The sequence below is a fragment of the Streptomyces sp. ICC1 genome, from assembly GCF_003287935.1.
GTDB lineage: Bacteria > Actinomycetota > Actinomycetes > Streptomycetales > Streptomycetaceae > Streptomyces > Streptomyces tritrimontium.
In genome coordinates, this window is the sequence record NZ_CP030287.1 from 4,620,066 (window position 1) to 4,639,128 (window position 19,063).

Genomic DNA, 19,063 nt, shown 5'->3' on the forward strand with positions numbered 1-19,063 from the left:
TGCCGCCGAGCAGGCGGACAACATGGCGGCTGCCCAGGACGGCGCCGTACGTGGCTGGTGGTGGGGTGGTGTTCGGGTGATCGGCCAGGGTCAACAGGGCAGGGCTTTCCGTCAGAGAGGGCGAGGCGGAGTGGGACCGGGCGCGGGGCGCTACCGGCGGGGTGCGGAAGCGGCGGAGACCGGCGGGGTCGGCACGACCGGTGTGGTGCCTACAGCGGGCGGGCGCGGTACGGGCAGGTGGTGGGGTGCGGGGGTGCGGTGCGGCGGCAGGACCGCCACCGCGTCCTCCAGCTGTTCGCCGATCTGCGCGAGGTCCTGGATCAGGTGGGTGGTCTGCGCGGAGAGCATCCGCAGTCGCACGGAGATCTCCTGGCCTGCCCGGGTGTCCATGGCGGTCGCCCAGGCGGCGCAGGTGTCGAGGAAGACCGTGAGCTGCGCGATGTGTCCGGCGGGAGCATGGGGCGGCAGGTCGGTGACGTAGGAGATCGCCTCGGCGACGGAGGCGCTGTGCTGCGCGTCGATGACGTCGCGGATCAGCTGTTCCAGTGGCACCCCGGGTGGTGACGCGCTGTCCGGCGGGGGGCCGTTGGGATAGAGCACGCCGGGTGGGACTGCTGGTGGGAGGTGGCGGATCGCTTCGTCGTCGGTGTCGTAGCGCCCGAGCACGCTCATTTCGGGGCCGTCGATGTCCCCGGCGAGGATCACGACCATCTCCTCCTCGTCGTCGACCGGGTGCGGGACGAAGGCGAGGGTGAGCTGGCGGCCAGCGGCGTCGTAGCGAGATTCCTGGGGCTGGAGCAGGCCGCGGCTGCGGGCCGAGCGGGCCCAGGCGGTCCATGCCTCCTGTTCCTCCGTACCGAGCCCGGGGTTCGGCTCCGGTGGGTGGGCGGGCTGGAGGGCGAGGTCGCGCAGCAGGACGTCGTGCTCGCCCCAGGTCTGCATGTAGGGCCACAGCAGAGCGTCGCGGCTGGTGGTGTCCTGGCCGTCGGGGTGCTCGTCCAGGATGCGTACGGCCTGGTCCGCGGCATGGGCGAGGTCGGAGATCAGCAGGTGCCAGCGGGCATGGTGCCGGGCAGGGGGCATGGCCCGCACGCCAGCGCTGGCGTGGACGATCAGGGTGCTGAGGTGGGGGCGGAGTTCGACGAAGAGCTCGGCGAGCTCCCGGTTGCGCTCGGCTTCGGCGGCCTGGGCGGCCGGGGCGTCGGTGATGTCTCCGTGGCGGGTACGGAGGTGGTCCACGGCCATCTCGCAGCGGAGCGTGATGACCGAGAACTGGACGGCCCAGCCGGTCAGAGCATTAACCGCCTCGTGCGGAGGTGGGGTCGGGGGGAGGGGAATAGCGGCTCCAGGGGGCTATCTGCGGTTGAGGGCGGCGCCGACCCGCGGGGGAGGAGAGGGGAGCACCCCGGGTGTGTCCACGGCACAGACGAGGCCGAGGGCGGTCGGCGCGGGTGCTGTGCGGACGGCGGCCCGGGCCAGGTCGACCAGACCCTCGCCCTCGCTCATCCACATCGACAGCAGATCGAGACTCGGGTTCTCCGCTGCCTTCCCCGCGTTCTCGGCGCCCGGGCTGGGCTGGCCGAACGCGGCCTCCATGTCCTCCAGGAACGCTGCCTGGTGCGGGTCGAGGGAGTGAAGGCCGCTGGTGCGCAGGGAAGCGATGATGCGTGGTGCGATGGTGGCGAAGCGGTCGAAGGCCTCGGCCAGGTCACGCTGGGGAGGATCCTGGACGGTGCCCGGTTCGAACTCCTCCTGCGCCCATGCCAGGTCATCGCCGAGATGGTTCAACTGCATTTCGAAGACGGCCCGGTAATAGTCGGCGAGCAGGCTGGAGACGATCTTGCGGGCGGCGGGGACGGGCGCCGAATGCACGGTGATCATGGACGGCGGTACGACGGCCTCGTCCAGGTACATGTCCTGCGGGGCGAGCATCCCGACGTCGTACACGTCGTGGCGGGGGTTGTAGATGATGGCGAGTTCGGCTCCGTTCTCGGACTGCAAGATCGCAGCAGAGGACACGCGCCGGTTTTCAAGGAGGCGGAGGTTGGGGCCAGTCGCCCACAGGCACGAGAAGAGGTCGCCCTGCGTAGCCGGGTGCCCATAGTTCTCGACCTGCACCTTCCACTGGCCGGGCAGGTCCTTGCTGACTTCGAGGGCGAAGTCGCCGATGTAGCTCTGGTTGGTCGCGGTGACCTTGCTCTGCAAGGCCGCCGCCGTCTCTCTGAGGTTGGTCAGGGCCTCGCGGACGCGGCCGGCGTCCGTCAGGGGCATGACGTAGTTGCCGCCACCGTCCTTCTCGAATCCCGCGAGTTGAAGGGCGGTGCGAGCCCACCGGGACGATTCGCCGGAGACGAGGGCGACGATTCCGTGGTATTGGCTGGTGTAGAGGGTGATCTCGGAGGACGTCAGGTGGACGCTCCCTCGTCGTGGCCGACGGGCGTCAGGCAGGGGGCGGCGGTGTCCGGCGCGGTGTCGTACTGGGTGGTCAGCAGGTCGACGCCGAGCTGGAAGAGAGCCCGGTCGGCGATGTCGAGGAGGTCGCTCGTGCGCTCGTAGCGGGTGGCGAGCTGGATCTCGCCGTGCTCCCGGCAGCGGGCGCCGGCGGCGCGCAGGAGGTTCCGCAGCGCGATCAGCCCGGCTTCCTCGCCACCGGCCGCCAGCTCGGTCAGCGCGTGGACTTCGGCGGGCGTGGACGCCTGGGACATCGCCTCCGCGCAGGTGCGCAACGAGGCGGCCGGATCTGCCGGGACCGGGAGGCCTCGAAGGAATTCCGCGGCCTCCCGTCGGGCCCGCAGCCGCAGCTCGCTGCTGCTGGGACGGTGGTGGACGGTGTGGGTCATGGGGGGAACGGGTCCTTCTCTCATCAGTGGGTGCGGCTCGTGTGGGTGGTTGCGCTCGGTGCGGGACTCGCCGGCGTGGTCTTCGGGGGCCTGGAGCCCCAGGCCCGTGTGGTGGCGTATTGGGGCGAGGGGGTGGCGGCGGCCTGCGAGACTCCGGTCCGGTACCACTCGCGCGGGTCCCGAACGGGCTTGGCCTGCACCGGCTTGGTGTTGGCGGGGTCCAGGGAGTAGTCGGCGTGGACCTTGTATCCGCTGCTGCGCAGGCTCTCGATGGCCTGGCGGATGCGCCGGGGTCCTTCGTGGGTGGGGGCCGGCAGGAGGTAGACGCCGTGCAGGCCGAGCAGTGGCTGGAAGCCGAGACGGTTCAGGTACCACTGGCTTATGTGGTGGGGGATTCCTTGGGCGGAGGCGACGTACCCGTACTGCGGGTGCGTGCCGACGACGAACTGGCCAGGCAGGAGGGCTCCTTTCGAATCAGCGGCGGGCGGCAGACGGCACGGTGGCCGAGATGGGCTCGCGGGCGGAGACGGGGGCGGGGGACAATTTCGGTGCGGTCCGCGGAGGCTGGCCCGGGGCAGGCTGGGACGACCGCGACATCGCTGGGTGTGGCGGTGGGCCATGGCAGGCGAAAGGTGGAGTTCGTTGCCACCAGCTGTTCCAGGTCAGCGGTTCCGGCTCCGGCTCGGGCTTCCGGGCCGTGTGGACGGCAGGCCGGCCACCGGAGCGGGGATCGCGGGGTGCTGCGAGCGGAAGTACAACTCCAGCGGATGCTGGTCGCTGCGGATGACCTCGAAGCCGAGTCCGCCGAGCCGGTCGGCGGCGTCCTGGACGAGGACCTCGGGGGCGCAGGCGGAGTGGGCAGCCGGCACGCACAGACCGGTGCCGGGGTCCAGGTGCCAGCGGCCGTCCTCGTGGAGCAGGGCCCGCACGGCGCGGGGCATGAGCACGTCGGCGATCGGTCGCCCGTCCGTAGACCGGCCGATGGTGACCCGCTGGGCCTGCCTGAACCTGGTACTGCTGGCCACGCGCATCGACGCGAGCCGGTAGTACGGAAGGAGGCGGCGCCGTACCGCGGCGGCGGCACGGGCGGGGTCACCGGGAACCGAGACGGCCTGCGGGCGCGGTGCCGTGTCGTACTCGTAGACGCCCGCCGGCAGCACCGTGCCAACCAGGAACTCGCCCGGCCGATGCGGCCGCTGGATGACGCAAAGCTGGAGGCCGTGGGCGTGGGTGAGGAAGGCCCGCGCATGCTGATGGTCGCCGTCCCGGCGCAGCGCACGCCACAGCACTCCCTCCTCCCGCTCCCAGATCCGGTCGTCCGCATGGCTCCACCGATACGGAGTCGGCAGGACACGGGGGCTCCATGCCCCGCCCAGGCGCGGTGCCAGCCCGGCCGTGAATTGCTCCAGGCCGGCGGTGACGGCTCTGGAACGTCTGAGCGTCTCCCGCTCGAAGGGGAGCAGGGGATCATATTGGGTCATGCCGAGGGCGCCGGGTGGTGGAGGTGTGCGACGGGGAGGCCGAGCGGCTGCAGCGCGTGCACGGCCTGGTGCACGAGATGCTCCTGCTGCTCAACCGGCAGCGACGCCGGCGCGGTGTATGCGTCCAGCCGCGAGCAGTAGGCGAACCCCCTTGACCACAAAAGCCGTTGGACCGGGTCGGAGAGAGGCAGGGAAATCGGACCGGCGACATGCAGTCCTATGTGGATGCTGACGGGGTGGTACACGGGAAGCCCTCCTGAAGAACGAAGTTGCGGGTGGGGATCAACGGCTGCGGGTGCCGCGCGCGACCGGTGCAGGGGTCTGGACCCCAGTGACGTGCACGCTGGCAGGCGCCGGTGTCGACGGGGCACGGGGAAGCCGTGCGAGAAGGGCGTCGATCGCGGAGAGCAGAGGACCGACATCGTGAGGGCCGACAGAATGGGTGGAGTCGTAGAGGACCGTCATCGAGGTCCGGTCTTCGGCGGGAGCCTCGTGTGTGGCCAGCCAGCCGCCTCGCGTCCCGATGAGGACGACGGAGTCGTGTCCGGGCGGCCAGGCGTAGACGAGCCAGTCGTCCATCCCGTACTGGACGTCGCAGACCAGCCCGCGCTCGCGCAGTGGGGTGATCACGTGGGCGAAGTCCGCCCAGGCTCGCTGCCAGCTGGGGTCGAGGACGTTGCGGTGATCCGGCAACGGCGCCAGGAGGCGGGTCGACGGACCCTCCGCCTCCGGCGCTTGATGCAAGGTCATCGGATCCGGCCGGGCATGGGTATGACGGCCGGTGGCCCCGTGACGGGTGCGTAGCGGGCGAGCATGGCGGCTGTCCGGGTAGGGAACACGCGAGTGATCTCTGTCGCCTTGCCGCGCAGTTGCTGGGCGGTGGAGCGCAGGGCGGTATTGGCCTTGTCGAGTTGGTCCTGGATGACGACCCGTACGTCCCCCGGCGGGGGCGTGCGCTCGGTGGAGGAGTGCCTGATGGTCTCGTGGAGGAAGCCGAGAAGGTCTACTACATGGCTGAGGTGGGCGAGGGCGGTGCCGAGCGGGGGAGCGCACTGGGCGAGGGCCGCGGTGCCGAAGCGTTCGGCGCGGCTGTAGCCGGTGAGGTTCTCGGACTCGTGGCGGTTGCTGGTGGCCAGTTCCTCGCAGATTTCGGCCAGGATGACGCCGATGTCGCCGACCACGGTGTGGAGGTCCGGGGTGATGTCGTCGCCTCGACGTAGTTCTTCGGCCTTCGGAACGTCGTCGAAGACTCGGTCCACAGTTCGCGCGAGCTGGAGGAAGTAGTCCGGGCTGGTGATGTCGGGAATCGAGCTATTCCTATCGTTTTCAATGCATACGGGAGTCGGTATCGAACAGGGTCTGTTCGGCTGGGTGGAGCAGGTGTTGGACGATGAAGGACCGGCCGGCGACCTTCCAGAGGCCGCGTCCACGGCTGAGGTGGGAGATGGCTTCGGTCTCCACGGAGGTCAGCCCGAGCAGGGAGGCCGCGGCGTGGAGCTGGTCGGTTTCCTGGCGGTAGATGATGCGGGTGGAGCAGTCCGCGAGGAGTCCTTCGGCCAGGGCTCGGCCCTGGGATCCGGCGTCGCCGGCGGTGAGCAAGTCGGAGAGCCGGTGGATGACCATCAAGTTGGCGATGCCGAGTCCGCGGGAGAGCTTCCACTGGGCCTGCATGCGCTGCAGCAGGGGGCCGTGGCGCATCAGTCGCCATGCCTCGTCGTAGACGATCCACCGCCGGCCGCCGCGCGGGTCGGTGAGGGCGGACTCCATCCAGGCGGAGGCGCAGGTCATGGCGAGGACGAGAGCGGTGTCGTCGCCGGATCCACCGAGGCGGGACAGGTCGATCGACAGCATCGGGGTGGCCGGGTCGAATGCGACGGTGGAGGGGGCGTCGAACATGCCGGCCAGGTCGCCGTGGACCAGGCGGCGCATGGCGTGGGCGAGGTCGCGGGCTGCCTCTCCGAGGTGGCCTGAGACGGTGCCGGCGGCCTGGTCGAGGAGGGCGGGCTGGGCCAGGGTGTGGGCGATGTCGCCGAGGAGCGGGGTCCGGCCGGCTGCAGCTGCGGCCTTCACGACGCCGTCGAGGGCGATGTCGAGGGCGGTGTGCTCCATCGGCATCAGGTCGCGGCCCAGGACGGTGCGGGCGAGGGAGCCGAGCAGGAGCAGGCGGCGCTTGCGCACCTCGCCGGCCCAGTCCGCCTCCACGACGGACGGAGGCCGAGGGGCCGCGTCCAGGGGGTTGAGACGGCCGGGCAGGCCGGGGCCGAGTGCGATCGAGGTGCCGCCGAGGGCCTGGGCGACGGGAGTCCATTCGCCCTTGGGGTCGCAGGGGACGTACACGCGGTACCCGAAGGCCACCGACCGCAGCGCGAAGGACTTCGCGAGGGCGCTCTTGCCCTGGCCGATCACTCCGGCGAGCAGGACGTTCGGGTTGGTGAAGCCGTCGATCTTGCCGTACAGGGTGAAGGGGTCGAAGACGAAGGCGGCTTCGGCGTGGACGTCGCGGCCGATGTAGATGCCGTCGGCGCCCAGGCCACCTTCGGCCAGGAACGGGTACGCGCCGGCGGCGACGGCGGTGGTCATGCGGTGGGCGGGCAGGCGCAGCCGGTTGCCGCGGGCCGAGGCGCTGCCGGGCCGCCCGGCGGACGGGTAGGCGGAGCGAGGCATCTCCTGCTCGGCCGGTGGGTGTTCGCCGGAGGTGGAGGTGGCTTCGGCGCGGGCCTTGGCCTGGGCTTCGGCGAGCTGGCGGCGGGCTGCCCTGCGGGTGGAGCGGTCGGTGCCGTGGGGCGTGAACAGGGGGCTGGCGGAGGCGCGGCGGGCGCGGCGGCCGGGACGGTGCTGGGACATGAGGGCGGATCGTTTCTGCGGGGGCTGCCTTCAGGCGGTGCGTGCCGGGCGGGGGCCGTGGTCGGCGGGGGTGGTCTTGCGGCGGATGGCGTGGCCGGAGGCGAGCTGGCGCTGGCAGATGGTGAGGACCGGTGGCCCCTCGGGCAGCGCGTCGGGGCGGCAGACCGGGTCGGCGCCGGTGCGTTCGGCTGCGGGCAGGGTGTGGAAGGCGTCGTGGAGGCTGGTCGCGGCCTGCCACAGGCGCAGGTGGGCGGAGTCCAGGTGCCGTCCGGCGGCCGGATGCTGGGGCCGGGTGGTGTCCGCGAGCCGGTCCATAAGGAGGTGGAGACCGGTGAGGTGGCTGTGCAGGACGTCCAGGTGTACGCGGTCGGCGGTGGTGGTGCTCCATGCCGCCTGGCGGGTGTGGTGGCGGATTCCGGCGGTCGCGGCCCGCAGGTAGGGGTGGGCGTCGCCGGGCGGGATCGTGGGGTTGGTCAAGTGGTGGGTCCTTGCTGCCGCAGCGGGGTGCGGCGGGGGTTCGGCTACAGGGCGGTGCGGGCCAGGGGGAGTGCGCCGAGGGTGAGGGCTTCGGGCTGCTGGTAGATCAGGCGCCGGAGGTCGACCTGGGCGCTGACGGCGGCGGTCTCGATCTGTGCGCACGCGGCGTCGAGCTGTGCGTCGCTCTCGGCGGAGACGGTCAGCAGGCCGGTCAGCGCGACGTCGGCGTGCCCGGCGATGAGCTGGCGTTCGCGTTCCTTGACGTCGCCGTACTCGACGGAGTCGGCCTCGGAGTCGACCTGGCCGCGGCGCTGGCGCTCGGATGCGTCCGCGATGATCGTGGCCTTGGTGCGCTGGACGTCGCGCAGCGCGGATTCGAGCCCCTGGGGTACGTAGATAAGGGAGAAGGAGCGGCGCACGCCGGCGGTGAACATCAGCCCGTGCAGGAATCCGGCGCCGGTCTCGGTCCGCGGCCAGTTCTCGACCCAGTAGGTGGCGTGGCGGGCCGAGTCGGTGATGACCCGGTCGTACTCCTCGACCTGGACCACGGGACCGGCGGCAGCGGGGTCGGCTTCGGCCCGGCCGTGCTCGGACCACTGCTGCAGGCCGGCCAGGGCCTTGGGGTCGTACGCGGTGCGGACCACCGCGGCGATCTCGCGGGCGGTGAGCCACCCGGTGACCATCAATCCGGCGCCGCGCGCGGCCTGGGCGACGGAGGCGGTGGTCTGCCCCAGCACGGTGAAGGCGCCGGGCAGTCCGCCGCCGGCCTGGGAGATCAGGCGTTTGGCGGCCTTCATGTCCAGGGAGATCGCCAGATAGCTCTCGTGCGGGGCGGCGGCGGGCCCTGCGGAGGCGACGAGTTCGGAGTACACCTGACCGGCGACCGGCGTCTGGGGCTGGCCGTGGGTGGTCCAGTGGCGGGTGAGGGTGTCCCCGGAGTCGGGGACGGTGCGCTCCAGGACCTGCACGGTGGCGATGTGCCCGGATCGGGCGATGCCGGCCAGTGCCCGGCCCCACGAGGTGACGTTGGAGTTCTGGGTTGCGGGGTCCAAGAGGGCGAAGGCCCTGCTGGAGACGCGGGCGATGGCGGTCAGGGTCTGGGTGTGGGGGTCGTGGACGGCGGCGGCCTGCGATCCGGACGGGGTGACGACGCGGAGCGAGGCGGCGGTGCCGGGCAGGTGGAGCATGCCGTCGGTGCGGGGTCGGGAGACCGCGCGGGCCAGCCACAGGGTCTGGCCTGTTTGGCGGCGCTGGGCGTAGCGCAGGACGATCGGCGCCCAGTCGATGAGGGAGCGGCCGTGGCGGCGGATGACGACGAGGGCGCCGACGCCGGCCCAGAGCGGGGTCAGGGCGAGGGCGCCGACCAGGCCGGTGGACACCACCGTGGCCAGAAGCAGGGCCAGGGCCGTGGAGGTGAGGACGAGCTGGGGCAGGGACAGGCCGAGCAGGACGCCGCGCCGCGACCGGTGGGGGAATTTGATCGTGAGGGGGAGGACAAGGTCAGACAAGGCAGAAGCCGCCTTCGGAGCACGGGGGTTGGAACCCGGGCGGGACACGGCAGAGGGTGCGGCGTGTCCCGCCCGGGTGGCGTGGACGGGTCAGGAACCGGTGGGCGGGGGGCCGCTCGCGAAGGGACTGCTCGCGACGGCCGGGCCCTGTGCGGGCGCGCCCTGCGGCGGGCCCTGGGTGCTGCGCGGAACGGGACCCGTGCCGCCGGAACCGGACGGACCGGGGGGCTCGGACGGGGCGCCTGAGCTAGTACCAATGCTTCCGCCGAGGTGCCCGCTGGTGTCCTGGCTCACGCTGGTTGGCGGAGGCTGGACGGCCTTGGACAGCGCGTCGGTGGCCGCACCTCCGCCGGAGGACGGCATCGGGGAGCTGTTCTGCTCGCCTCCGGAGCCGCCGGTGGGGTTGGCGGCGATGTCGCCGGGGAAGCTGGCCGGGCCCTGGGGGGATGCCCCGGCTCCGGCTCCGGCCGCTGCGCCGGCTCCGCCCGTGGCGGCCATCGCGGCGGCCTTGCGGGCTGCCTGCTCGGTGTGCTGTTTGGCCATCTGAGCGCCGGTACCGCCGGCCCGGTGGATCGACTCGCCGTCGGTGCCCTCAGCCGCCCAGTGGACGAACTTGAACGTGGCGTACGGGCAGAGCAGGACCATCATCATGATCACGACTCCGGCGAGGCAGTCGGCGAGGGCGCCGAGTCCGTCCTTGGCCTGGGTCTGGCCGAGGGCGGAGATGCCCAGGAGGAACACGATCGTCATCAGCAGCTTGCTGACCACGAGCGTGGCGGTGGCTTCGATCCAGCCCCGGCGCCAGCGCCGTGCGGCTTCCCAGCCGCCGCCGGCCCCGGCGAACACGGCGAGCGTGACCAGCACGAGGATGCCGACCTTGCGGACCATCATCACGCACCAGTAGAGGATGGCCCCGGTGCCGGCTCCGATGCCGACGATGCCGGGGATCATCCAGCCCAGCGGGACCATGGAGGCGACGGAGCTGGCCTTGACCATGCGCCGCACCGCCTCTTCGATGGAGGTGCCCGCTGCCGCGAACAGGCCGTCGGACAGGGCGTCGACGACTTCGATGGCGATGGTGGTGCCGGCGATGGCGACGAAGCAGAAGATGACGCCGCTGGCGGTGCCCGTGAAGGCCTGGGCCAGGGCCTGGCCGTCGCGCTTGACGGCGGCCCGGATGAGCTGGGCGCAGAACGTGGCGACCAGGAGGGTCAGGCCGATCGGCAGGAGCAGTTCGTAGTTGGCGACGAACCAGCCGGCCCGCAGGTCGACTTTGGTGGTGGCGTTGACGGCTTCGGCGGCGAGGTCGGCGGATGCGGCGGCGAACTCGCCGGCCGACTTGGCGATCCAGTTGCCGATGCCCTCGGTGATCGCCTTGCCCGGATCGTTGACGAAGTCGATGGCGTCGGCGGCGCTGCACAGTTTGCTGGCGAGGGGAATGGAACAGAAGTCCACTGGAGGGATACCTCCTTGTCTTCAGTGGCGTGTTACGGGGCGACGCTCGGGGCGAGGGAGACCAGGGCGCAATCGGTGCTGGGGCGGCACTGGACGGCGAGGGTGACGGCGCGGTCCTCGGCGCCGCCTCCGCCGTTCCTCCAGGCGATGGTCTGCTTGCCGGTGACGGTGACCGCGTAGATGTACGCCTCGGTGATCGCGGAGGGGTTCTCGGCGAGGGCTTGCTTGAACGCCGAGGGGAAGTGGGCCTCGCCCACGGCGGCGGTGGCGTACTGGGCGTTGTCGGCCATCCGCGACCACAGCACCGGGTCCGGGATCTGTCCGGAGATCGCCGTCCAGTCGGTGTACTTCGTCTCGCGGGTCATCCACGCGTTCATGCCGGCGAGATGCTGGTCGCGGCTGGTGGTGCGGGTGTCGTACGACCAGAGCAGCACCGCCGCCGCCCTGGCGTAGGCGAGCGGATCGGTGACCTTGGGTGGAGCCGGGACCGAGCCCGTTCCGACGGACGTCTTCGGGGCCGTCCCGGCGGGCGAGCTCGGCGCTGGGGCTGCGGGCGAGGCACCTGTCTCGGACTTGCCGCTGCGGGAGGTGAACCAGGCAGTCAGTCCGGCGGCCCCGAGGAGGGCTGTGATGACCACGGCGGCGACGAGGATCCGTCGGCCGGTCGTCCAGTGGGTGGTGGCCCGGTGCAAGGGGGAGAGGGAACGTTTCGGCACTAGTGGACCTGGGTCCCGAGTCCCGAGAAGAAGGCGACGATGCCGTTGGCGGCGCCCAGGCCCAGGGCCGCGCCGGCCGAGACGACGGCGCCCTTCTTGCCGTTGGCCTCGGCCTGGTGGCCGCCGCTGTGGTGGCCCCAGGCCCATACGCCGAGGGAGATGGCGAGGGCGCCGACGACGGCGATGATGCCGAACATGTTGATCGAGTTGACGACCTTCTTCAGGACGTCGAGCCCGGGAAGGCCGCCCTCCTTTGGAGTGATTCCGGGGTCGTAGGCGAGGTAGAGGACGCGGTCTGCGAGTGAAATGGGTATGGCGAAGCTCCTTGCGGGCGCAGGCCTAAGAGGCCCTGCGGCTGTGCGGGGAAGGGGGAGGGGCGCTCTGGGCGAAGAGGGGCCCGGCGCAGGCCCGCATCGGCGGGCGGTGGTCTAGCTGTTGAGCGCGGGGATTCGGCGGACCGCGAGGATCTGCCAGTCGCCGACCTTCTCGATCCGCACCGGCTTCGTTGTGCGCGGTGCGTTGATCACCAGGCCGGCGCCGATGTACATGCCGACGTGCTCGGGGACGGCGGCGGTGCCGCGGGTGAAGAGCAGGTCACCGGGGATCAGGGTGTTCGCCGGTACGGCGTCACCCTCCTTGACCTGCGTGTACGTGGTGCGGGTGAGCTGGATGCCAGCCTTGGCGTAGGCCTGCTGCATGAGGCTGGAGCAGTCGCAGCGGCCCATGGGGTCGGGGCCGTGCGGCGCGGTGCAGGTGCCGCCCCACTGGTAGAGGGTGCCGAGCTGGTGCATCGCCCAGTCGATGGCGATGCGGACCTTCGGCGAGGCGTCGGCGGGGATCTTGTATCCGGCGGGGACGGTCCCTTCGGGGATGGAGCCCCAGCCGGCTCCGTCCTCGCCCGGCTTGCAGCCTCCGGCGCCGCCCGGAGCGGTACCCGGTTCCTGGCCGGTCTGGCCTGTGCCGCCGTTCGGCAGGGTTTGGACGATGGCCTGCTGCAGTGCCCGGGCCAGCGGCTCCCACTGCGCGTACGCGTTCGGGAAACCGGAGAGCTGCACGGCCTGGGCGGCCTGGGTGATGGTCATCTGCTGCCAGCCCTTGACGGCCAGCAGCCCCTTGTAGAACTTGGTGGCGGCGTAAACGGGGTCGCGGATCTGCTCGGGGGTGCCCCAGCCCTGGCTGGGCCGTTGCTGGAACAGCCCGAGGCTGTCGCGGTCGCCGGAGTTGAGGTTGCGGAGCCGGGATTCCTGGATGGCGGTGGCGAGCGCGACGACCTGTCCGCGCTCGGGGACCTTCAGGGCGATGCCGGTGGCGACGATGGTCTTGGCGTGGGGGATCTGCTCGGCGGGCAGTTCCAGGCCTTCGACGCGGATCGAGCCGTCGCCGCCCTGGCCGCCGAGGATCGCCGCGACCTGCTTGGCGACCGCGGCGGCATCGACGCTGCTGCCGCCGGGCGCGCAGGCGGCGCCCTTGGAGGCTGCGCCGCTTCCGGCTGCGGCCATGGTGGCGGTGGTGGCGAGGACGAGGGGGGAGAGGCAGAGGACGCCGATGGCGGCGGCTACGGCCTTCAACCCGGGGTGCCTCCGCGCTCGCCGGTCACGGTCGGCGGCGGGGTTTCAGGCAGGGGAGGGCGCAGGGATGGCATGGCGGTGTCCTTGAAGTGTGTGAAGTCCCGGCCGCGCGGTGCCGTGGAGATGTGAGAAGGAGCGCGGTAGGCCGGGTGATGGGTGAGCTGTGCCTCGGGGCGTCGGCGCGAGTTCCCGCTCGCGATGACGTCCGGGCGGTCAGGTGTGCCGGGACAAGGGGGTGCCTCCGTGTGGGCATGACGGGGGATTACAGCCATCGACGCTGTGTGCACCGGGCAGTTCCAAAACAGTAAGCGGCGATCCCCGGTTGACCAAGAAAAAGATGATCAAGGCTCTATTTCAAGGGTTTTCGCGGCGACCGTGGTCAACCGGGGATCGTGCCCTACTGTTTTGGAACTCCCCTCGCACAACCGCCCTGTGGCCCTATGGCACCCCTATGTCCGCATCCGGACAGGGGCGGCATTGCCGCGAGCTGGAGCCCACTCCCGCCCTTTCCCGAACCGATATTGGGGTACCTCTTTGCCTTTCTCCCTGCACCAGGGCGACGCCCTCAGCGTCCTGTCCGGCCTCCCCGACAACTGCGTCGACTCCGTCATCACCGACCCGCCGTACAACTCGGGCGGGCGGACGGCGAAGGAGCGCACGAGCCGCACGGCCCGACAGAAGTACACCTCGGGCGACGCCGGCCACACCCTGGCCGACTTCACCGGCGAGAACATGGATCAGAGGTCGTACGGCTTCTGGCTGACGCAGATCATGACCGAAGCCCAGCGGGCCACCCGCCCCGGAGGCACGGCGCTGCTGTTCACCGACTGGCGCCAGCTGCCCATCACCACGGATGCGATCCAGGCCGCCGGCTGGACGTGGCGCGGGGTCCTGGCCTGGCACAAGCCCGCCGCCCGCCCGCAGAAGGGGCGCTTCACCCAGAACTGCGAGTTCATCGTCTGGGGGTCCAACGGCGACATGGACGGCTCCCGGAACGAGGTCTACCTCCCGGGCCTGTACTCCGGCTCGCAGCCGGCGGGCAAGAAGAGGCAGCACATCACGCAGAAGCCGGTCGAGGTGATGCGCGAGCTCGTCAAGATCAGCCCGCCCGGCGGAACCGTCCTCGACTTCTGCGCCGGATCCGGCAGCACAGGTGTCGCAGCCCTACTGGAGGGCCGGGACTTCATCGGCGTCGAGAAGACCAGACACTACGCCGAGATCGCCTCCGACCGTCTCACCGAAGCCCTCCAGCAGACGTACTCCCAGGACGACTTCGTCCTCACAGCCTGACCCAAACGCCATGTGGCGGGGACAGGGAGACGGCCTCTCGTATTCCTGTCCCCGCCGTGCGCCGGGCTTTGTAGCACGACATCCCCGGTCAGCCAAACCGGGGAATGTGCGGATCGTTGAACTCCAGCCCCTTTTACGAATTCCGACGTGCCGCATGCGGCTGCGAGGAGAGACCTTTCGTGCTCGAACCCATAGACGGCCACGACGGCCAGGAGATGGACCCGATCCGCGTCCCCGACGCCGACCTGGAGAGCATCGAGGCCAGCGTCCGCAAGCTCCTGGACCAGTCGGCCCAGCAGGCTCGGCAGCTTGACAGCCTGTCCTCCGCACCCGACCCGATGCCCTTCGCCGGGTTCACGATGCCGGGCCTGCCCGGCATGCCCGCCCCCGTGCTGCCGCCCGAGCCGAAGCCGATCCTGGAGCTGGACGGCGAAGATCGGGAAAACGAACTGGACTCCCTGACCGACTGGGTGGAGGACTTCCTCATGCCGGTTTACGGCGCGGAGATCACCACATCCGCGCCGTGGTGCGAACAGTGGCAGGAACACCTCGACGTCGTGGCGTGGCTGCACGCCCTGTGGATGGCCTACCAGCAGCACAAAGACCCCGAAGCCGGACCCAGCGGCATGTTCGTGTGGCACCGGGACTTCCTCAGCCACGCGATGGCCGCCGTCCGCGCAGCCGGCGGACCGCTGTCGGCCTGCCAGACCGACCCCGACCGCCCCGCCCACCGCCTGCTGCGAGGCCCCGGCCGATCCACCCGCCCGGTGGCCACCGCGGCAGACGACACGGAGCACGGCGTCGAGGCGGCCTCGTGAGCGGCCACGAACAACCCGCCTTCGGCCTGACCTTCGACCCGCGCGCTCTGACCGACCTTCTCCAAGCGCCCAGCGACATCCGCGACCTCGCGCTCGCCAAGATCCAAGACGTCGTCAACGCGAACCTGTTCGGCGGGAAGCTCACCCACGAACTCGACGGGCTCCGCAAGGTCTATGTCGACTCACGCGCGGCCTGGCGCATCGTCTACGCCACGCGCCTGGCTCCCGAAGGATCCGCGTTCCGCAGCGAGATCCACGTCGTCGCAGTCCGTCCCCGGGAACAGAGCGACGTCTACCGGACCGCCGCCGCCCGCCTGGGCATCAAGCGCCGGCCTGTCGACGCCCTCACCCATGCCGCCAGGGGCCGGTCTCCCCAGCTCGGCACCACCCGCACCATCCCCAAGCCCGGACCCCAGCCCTACGCGGTCCCCGGACCTGCCTCTCATACACATCTGACGCGCCCGACGAACTACTCTGAGTATATCGACTGCCTTCCCCAGTCTCTGGGGCCTCGAGAGGTGTATAATGTACATTTGCCACCCCTCCCCCCGGACACCGTCCGGCCGTGCCGCCACCCCCGTCGGCACGGCCGGACGGTGTTTTACTCCGCCCTGGCCCCTTCCTCGTCAAAGGAATCCCGCGATGTCCGATCCGAACTCCGCGACCGCCGGTCCGACCGCCGGTCCGACCGCCGGTCCGACCGATGGTCTGACCGATGGTCCGGCCTTCCCGCGGCTGCGCGCCGACGTCTCCACGCTCCCCCGCTACGTGCCGGGCAAGGCCGCCGCCGACGAGTTCGTCGACAAGCTCTCCTCCAACGAGAACCCGTACCCGCCGCTGCCGTCGGTGATCGGCGCGGTCGAGAGCTGGCTGGGCCGGCTCAACCGCTACCCCGACCCCTCCTCCGCCGAGCTGACCGCCGAGCTCTCCGCGCGCCTGGGCGTGCCCGCCGACCACCTGGTCCTGGGCACCGGCTCCGTGGGCATCACCCAGCACCTGGTCGCGGCCGCCGCGGGCCCCGGCGACGAGGTCGTCTTCGCCTGGCGCTCCTTCGAGGCGTACCCGCTGCTGGCGTGGGCCGCCGGGGCGACCTCCGTACAGGTGCCGCTGCGCGACGAGACGCACGACCTGGACGCGCTGGCCGACGCGGTCACCGACCGCACCCGCATCGTCTTCGTCTGCAACCCGAACAACCCGACGGGCACCGCCGTGCGCCGCGCCGAGCTGGAGCGGTTCCTGGACCGGGTGCCGCCCGAGGTGCTGGTCGTCATCGACGAGGCGTACCGGGAGTTCGTCGGGGACGAAGAGGTGCCCGACGGCATCGAGCTGTACCGGGACCGCCCCAACGTCGCCGTCCTGCGCACCTTCTCCAAGGCGTACGGGCTGGCCGCGCTCCGCGTCGGCTACGCGGTGGCCCACCCCCGGGTGACGGCCGCGCTGCGCGCCTGCTCCGTACCGCTCGGGGTGAGCGGCCCCGCCCAGGCGGCCGCGCTGGCCTCGCTGCGCGCCACGGAGGAGCTGCGCGAGCGGGTCGCCGACCTGGTGGCCGAGCGCGAGCGGGTCAGCGCCGGCCTGCGCGCCGAGGGCTACGAGGTCCCCGAGAGCCACGCCAACTTCGTCTGGCTGCGCCTGGGTTCCCGTACGGCCTACTTCGCGGACGCCTGCGAGGCGGCCGGCCTGATGGTCCGCCCCTTCGGCGACGAGGGCGTGCGCATCACGATCGGCTCCCCGGACGCGAACGACCGCCTCCTGAAGACGGCGGCCCACTGGGACCGGTAACCCGGCACACGGTCGCGAGCAACGAGGAATCCCCGGGGCGGCTTACGGACCGGTGTTCACCCTCAGGTGCGAGTGGTGCCGAGGATGATGACGGCGAGGCCGCCGAGCAGGATCACGACGTAGAGGACCTGCCGGGCGTACTCGGTCATCAGCAGGTCCGACGGGGCGCTGTGCCCCGAGCCGGCTTGCACGGGCCAGTGGGGCCGATCGGGTGGGCAAACAGGACGGGGCGGCCGCCGGAGGCCGACTCGAAGGGGATCCGCTCGGCCGCCCCACGGATGGCCTGGTCGCAGAACACGCAGAACCGTCCGCCCTCGTACCTCATCCGGTCGCCTCATCGCCTCGTACCGGCTCCCGGTATTGGCTGGCTTCCGCGAGGTTCCGCAGGATGCGGGCCAGGGCCCTCGCGTGGTTCCAGTTCACGTGGTCGCCGTGGCTCGACGGGCCTACGTCGATGAAGTACGACCACTCGCTCAGCGCGGCTCCCGCACGTTCGGTCCTCTGGGCCGCCGGAACCTGAGACACCTCGGTGTGAAGTTCGTATCCCACGGTGATCAGATCATCGACCAGGCGGGCCACACTTTCGGCGTCGGGGCGCTCCGAATAGGGAGCTAGAGCGCGCGCAGTGAGCTCCTCAACCGTCGGCGTCTTGCTGGGGTTCATCCTGATGCTCCCTACCGTCGTCAGCGGGTGGTGGAACCAGGGTGACGGCGAGGCAACTGAAGAAGGGGCCCGATTTGGGCCCCTCTCCCTACGCGGCCAGCATGCCGATATCGACAGCCAGTCGGCTTGCCCGTTGTCGGCGCTCCGGCACCCGTGACGTGGTCTCCTCCAGCACGATGGAGCGGGCGTACCCGTTGTAGCGGATCGTCTCCGGAGCGGCCGCGTGCGCCTGCTCCAACGTGGCCAGCGCAGTCTCGCGCTGCCCATCCAGGTAGTAGGCGCGGGCCTGCTCGATGCGGTGCCGGGCCCGGCGCGGCCGGGACGGGATCGCGCTGGTCTCAGCCCGGTTGGCCTGCCGTACGGACTCTCCGCCGGCTCGAAGCTCAACCGCGACGGTGACTCCGTGGGCCCCCATCACAGCTCGGCCGAAGGACGTCACCCGATGGAAGTAGTTGGCGGGCAGCTGGCGGGAAATACCGCCTGCCCGGTCCCACCATCCCCACGCGGTGCCGGTGTCACGGCGTTTCGCAGCAGTGAGTCCGGCCTCGACGCGGAGGGCTCCCGTGATCGCCTGCACGTCGAGCGGGGCGTCGGGTAGCCCGGGCTCCAAAAGTTGCAGCGCTTGCATGACGAGGTCGTCCGCCTCGTCGTAGTGACCCGGACCGGAGTCCCGGTGAGCCTGCGCAGCCAGCCACGCTGCCACGCCGATCGCATGCAGGTCCTCGGATTCCTGCGCGGCGACCATGCCACGCTCGGCCACCCGCCACAACAGGGAGGGGTCCGGCTGGTAGGCGACGAAGAACTGGGCGAGGAAGAACGTCTCAGCCTGGAGGGCGAGGGCTGCGCGCCGGTCGCTCGCGGTATCAGCCTGGCGGACGCCGAGCTGTGCGTCACGGACCAGCCCGGGCAGCAACTGGCCCAGGATCTCGCGGTGGTTGGGCGCCTCATGTCGGGCGGCCCAGGCGGCATCCAGCGCGGCCCGCAGATACACCTTCGTGGGTGCCTCCCGGGCGCCGGGCGCCGGGTATGCAGACAGCGCAGCGCGGACTGCGGGGAGACGATCATGACCGGGCCCGAGGAACAGGTCGGTGTGTGGTTCGGCGCCGACATCGCCCACGAGGTCGTTCAGGCGGCGGACGCGGAGCACTTCGGCGATGCGGAGGATCTCCGGCAGGCGCGGCATTCCCATGGTGCCGGTCTCGATCTTCTTGACCCACGAGGCGTGGTGGCCGAGGAGGCCAGCCAGTTGCTCGCGGGTCATGCCTCGGCGGTTGCGGTAGATCTGGACACGTTGCCCGAACGCGACGGGGTTGTCGTACGGGTCGGGCGTAGCATCGGATGACACGGCCTTGCCCCTTCGTTGTACAGCTCGACACTGACCAGCGTAGGGGGCTGGGCCTTTCTTGTGCGCCCGTGGACGCACAAGAAAGGCCCAGCCAGGTTCGGTTCGATGGCCCGCCTGGAAGCCAAAACCCGTGTCGGGCCCAGCCACAGAAGGTGCGCCCAGTGCAGCCCGCACCACGTATCCGGCGTACGGGCGCTACTCCGCACCACAGACGGCATCAGCCACTGTGCTGCTTGCCTCCGAGGGAACCCCACTCGTCCTGCCACCGGATATCCGACC

20 protein-coding genes and 1 pseudogene are annotated in these 19,063 nt (G+C 71.0%); 4 read left to right on the forward strand and 17 right to left on the reverse strand.

Going from position 1 to position 19,063, the window contains the following annotated elements; all coding sequences use genetic code 11:
• Window positions 1-150: 150 nt before the first annotated feature.
• The 14 genes from DRB96_RS21760 to DRB96_RS21830 form a co-directional block, all read right to left on the reverse strand.
• On the reverse strand, window positions 151-1,245 hold the full coding sequence (locus DRB96_RS21760) for a hypothetical protein (RefSeq protein WP_112449964.1): 1,095 nt from the start codon (window positions 1,243-1,245) through the stop codon (window positions 151-153).
• A gap of 108 nt (window positions 1,246-1,353) precedes the next feature.
• A complete protein-coding gene (locus tag DRB96_RS21765) occupies window positions 1,354-2,271 on the reverse strand; it encodes a hypothetical protein (RefSeq protein WP_112449965.1) in 918 nt (305 codons plus the stop codon).
• 134 nt (window positions 2,272-2,405) lie between these two features.
• The gene (locus DRB96_RS21770; RefSeq protein ID WP_112449966.1) at window positions 2,406-2,840 is read right to left on the reverse strand and encodes a hypothetical protein; all 435 of its coding nucleotides are present in this window, start codon (window positions 2,838-2,840) and stop codon (window positions 2,406-2,408) included.
• Window positions 2,841-2,863: 23 nt separating this feature from the next.
• Window positions 2,864-3,460 (reverse strand): hypothetical protein, encoded by a 597-nt coding sequence (locus DRB96_RS43130; protein ID WP_162689083.1) that lies wholly within the window; start codon window positions 3,458-3,460, stop codon window positions 2,864-2,866.
• A 42-nt stretch (window positions 3,461-3,502) separates the two neighbouring features.
• Window positions 3,503-4,321: a hypothetical protein gene (locus DRB96_RS21780; RefSeq protein WP_162688778.1), complete on the reverse strand. Its 819-nt coding sequence runs from the start codon at window positions 4,319-4,321 to the stop codon at window positions 3,503-3,505.
• A 282-nt stretch (window positions 4,322-4,603) separates the two neighbouring features.
• The gene (locus tag DRB96_RS21790) at window positions 4,604-5,014 is read right to left on the reverse strand and encodes a hypothetical protein (RefSeq protein ID WP_162688779.1); all 411 of its coding nucleotides are present in this window, start codon (window positions 5,012-5,014) and stop codon (window positions 4,604-4,606) included.
• A 53-nt stretch (window positions 5,015-5,067) separates the two neighbouring features.
• Entirely contained in the window at window positions 5,068-5,580 is a 513-nt protein-coding gene (locus DRB96_RS21795; RefSeq protein ID WP_112449971.1) for a hypothetical protein, read from the reverse strand.
• Window positions 5,581-5,647: 67 nt separating this feature from the next.
• The gene (locus tag DRB96_RS21800; RefSeq protein WP_112449972.1) at window positions 5,648-7,165 is read right to left on the reverse strand and encodes an ATP-binding protein; all 1,518 of its coding nucleotides are present in this window, start codon (window positions 7,163-7,165) and stop codon (window positions 5,648-5,650) included.
• 30 nt (window positions 7,166-7,195) lie between these two features.
• A complete protein-coding gene (locus tag DRB96_RS21805) occupies window positions 7,196-7,642 on the reverse strand; it encodes a DUF6238 family protein (RefSeq protein ID WP_112449973.1) in 447 nt (148 codons plus the stop codon).
• Between the two features lie 44 nt (window positions 7,643-7,686).
• Complete coding sequence (locus DRB96_RS21810) at window positions 7,687-9,150, reverse strand: SCO6880 family protein (RefSeq protein ID WP_162688780.1); 1,464 nt, start codon at window positions 9,148-9,150, stop codon at window positions 7,687-7,689.
• Between the two features lie 90 nt (window positions 9,151-9,240).
• Window positions 9,241-10,605 (reverse strand): ATP-binding protein, encoded by a 1,365-nt coding sequence (locus DRB96_RS21815; protein ID WP_112449974.1) that lies wholly within the window; start codon window positions 10,603-10,605, stop codon window positions 9,241-9,243.
• Between the two features lie 32 nt (window positions 10,606-10,637).
• The gene (locus DRB96_RS21820; protein WP_239516384.1) at window positions 10,638-11,297 is read right to left on the reverse strand and encodes a hypothetical protein; all 660 of its coding nucleotides are present in this window, start codon (window positions 11,295-11,297) and stop codon (window positions 10,638-10,640) included.
• Between the two features lie 23 nt (window positions 11,298-11,320).
• Window positions 11,321-11,635, reverse strand: coding sequence for a DUF6112 family protein (locus DRB96_RS21825; protein ID WP_112449976.1), 315 nt, complete (start codon window positions 11,633-11,635; stop codon window positions 11,321-11,323).
• 114 nt (window positions 11,636-11,749) lie between these two features.
• Window positions 11,750-12,889: a C40 family peptidase gene (locus tag DRB96_RS21830; RefSeq protein ID WP_112449977.1), complete on the reverse strand. Its 1,140-nt coding sequence runs from the start codon at window positions 12,887-12,889 to the stop codon at window positions 11,750-11,752.
• 534 nt (window positions 12,890-13,423) lie between these two features.
• Between DRB96_RS21830 and DRB96_RS21835 the strand changes: the two genes are divergently transcribed.
• From DRB96_RS21835 to hisC, 4 genes and pseudogenes are all read left to right on the forward strand, one after another.
• Complete coding sequence (locus DRB96_RS21835) at window positions 13,424-14,179, forward strand: site-specific DNA-methyltransferase (protein WP_112449978.1); 756 nt, start codon at window positions 13,424-13,426, stop codon at window positions 14,177-14,179.
• 215 nt (window positions 14,180-14,394) lie between these two features.
• Entirely contained in the window at window positions 14,395-14,997 is a 603-nt protein-coding gene (locus DRB96_RS21840) for a DUF4913 domain-containing protein (RefSeq protein ID WP_112453623.1), read from the forward strand.
• Window positions 14,994-15,431 (forward strand): annotated as a pseudogene (locus DRB96_RS44775) (hypothetical protein); the annotation flags it as partial. The gene DRB96_RS21840 and the pseudogene DRB96_RS44775, both read left to right, overlap by 4 nt.
• A 208-nt stretch (window positions 15,432-15,639) precedes the next feature.
• A complete protein-coding gene (hisC, locus tag DRB96_RS21850) occupies window positions 15,640-16,776 on the forward strand; it encodes a histidinol-phosphate transaminase (RefSeq protein ID WP_112449979.1) in 1,137 nt (378 codons plus the stop codon).
• Between the two features lie 62 nt (window positions 16,777-16,838).
• Here the strand turns inward: hisC and DRB96_RS45965 are convergent, their stop codons facing one another.
• From DRB96_RS45965 to DRB96_RS21860, 3 genes are all read right to left on the reverse strand, one after another.
• Window positions 16,839-16,967 carry a hypothetical protein gene (locus DRB96_RS45965; protein ID WP_275431995.1) on the reverse strand — a complete coding sequence of 43 codons (129 nt, stop codon included), beginning with the start codon at window positions 16,965-16,967 and terminating at the stop codon, window positions 16,839-16,841.
• 130 nt (window positions 16,968-17,097) lie between these two features.
• Complete coding sequence (locus tag DRB96_RS21855; protein ID WP_112449980.1) at window positions 17,098-17,439, reverse strand: DUF6415 family natural product biosynthesis protein; 342 nt, start codon at window positions 17,437-17,439, stop codon at window positions 17,098-17,100.
• Between the two features lie 88 nt (window positions 17,440-17,527).
• Complete coding sequence (locus DRB96_RS21860; protein ID WP_112449981.1) at window positions 17,528-18,784, reverse strand: helix-turn-helix transcriptional regulator; 1,257 nt, start codon at window positions 18,782-18,784, stop codon at window positions 17,528-17,530.
• Between the last annotated feature and the right edge of the window lie 279 nt (window positions 18,785-19,063).

What these genes read in the sequence shown, in the direction of transcription:
- hisC (WP_112449979.1), top strand. Translation starts at nt 15,640, where the DNA reads ATGTCCGATCCGAACTCCGCGACCGCCGGTCCGACCGCCGGTCCGACC.
- DRB96_RS21765 (WP_112449965.1), bottom strand. Translation starts at nt 2,271, where the DNA reads ATGCCCCTGACGGACGCCGGCCGCGTCCGCGAGGCCCTGACCAACCTC.
- DRB96_RS21855 (WP_112449980.1), bottom strand. Translation starts at nt 17,439, where the DNA reads ATGAACCCCAGCAAGACGCCGACGGTTGAGGAGCTCACTGCGCGCGCT.
- DRB96_RS21760 (WP_112449964.1), bottom strand. Translation starts at nt 1,245, where the DNA reads ATGGCCGTGGACCACCTCCGTACCCGCCACGGAGACATCACCGACGCC.
- DRB96_RS21840 (WP_112453623.1), top strand. Translation starts at nt 14,395, where the DNA reads ATGGACCCGATCCGCGTCCCCGACGCCGACCTGGAGAGCATCGAGGCC.
- DRB96_RS43130 (WP_162689083.1), bottom strand. Translation starts at nt 3,460, where the DNA reads ATGGCCCACCGCCACACCCAGCGATGTCGCGGTCGTCCCAGCCTGCCC.
- DRB96_RS21770 (WP_112449966.1), bottom strand. Translation starts at nt 2,840, where the DNA reads ATGACCCACACCGTCCACCACCGTCCCAGCAGCAGCGAGCTGCGGCTG.
- DRB96_RS21800 (WP_112449972.1), bottom strand. Translation starts at nt 7,165, where the DNA reads ATGTCCCAGCACCGTCCCGGCCGCCGCGCCCGCCGCGCCTCCGCCAGC.
- DRB96_RS21780 (WP_162688778.1), bottom strand. Translation starts at nt 4,321, where the DNA reads ATGACCCAATATGATCCCCTGCTCCCCTTCGAGCGGGAGACGCTCAGA.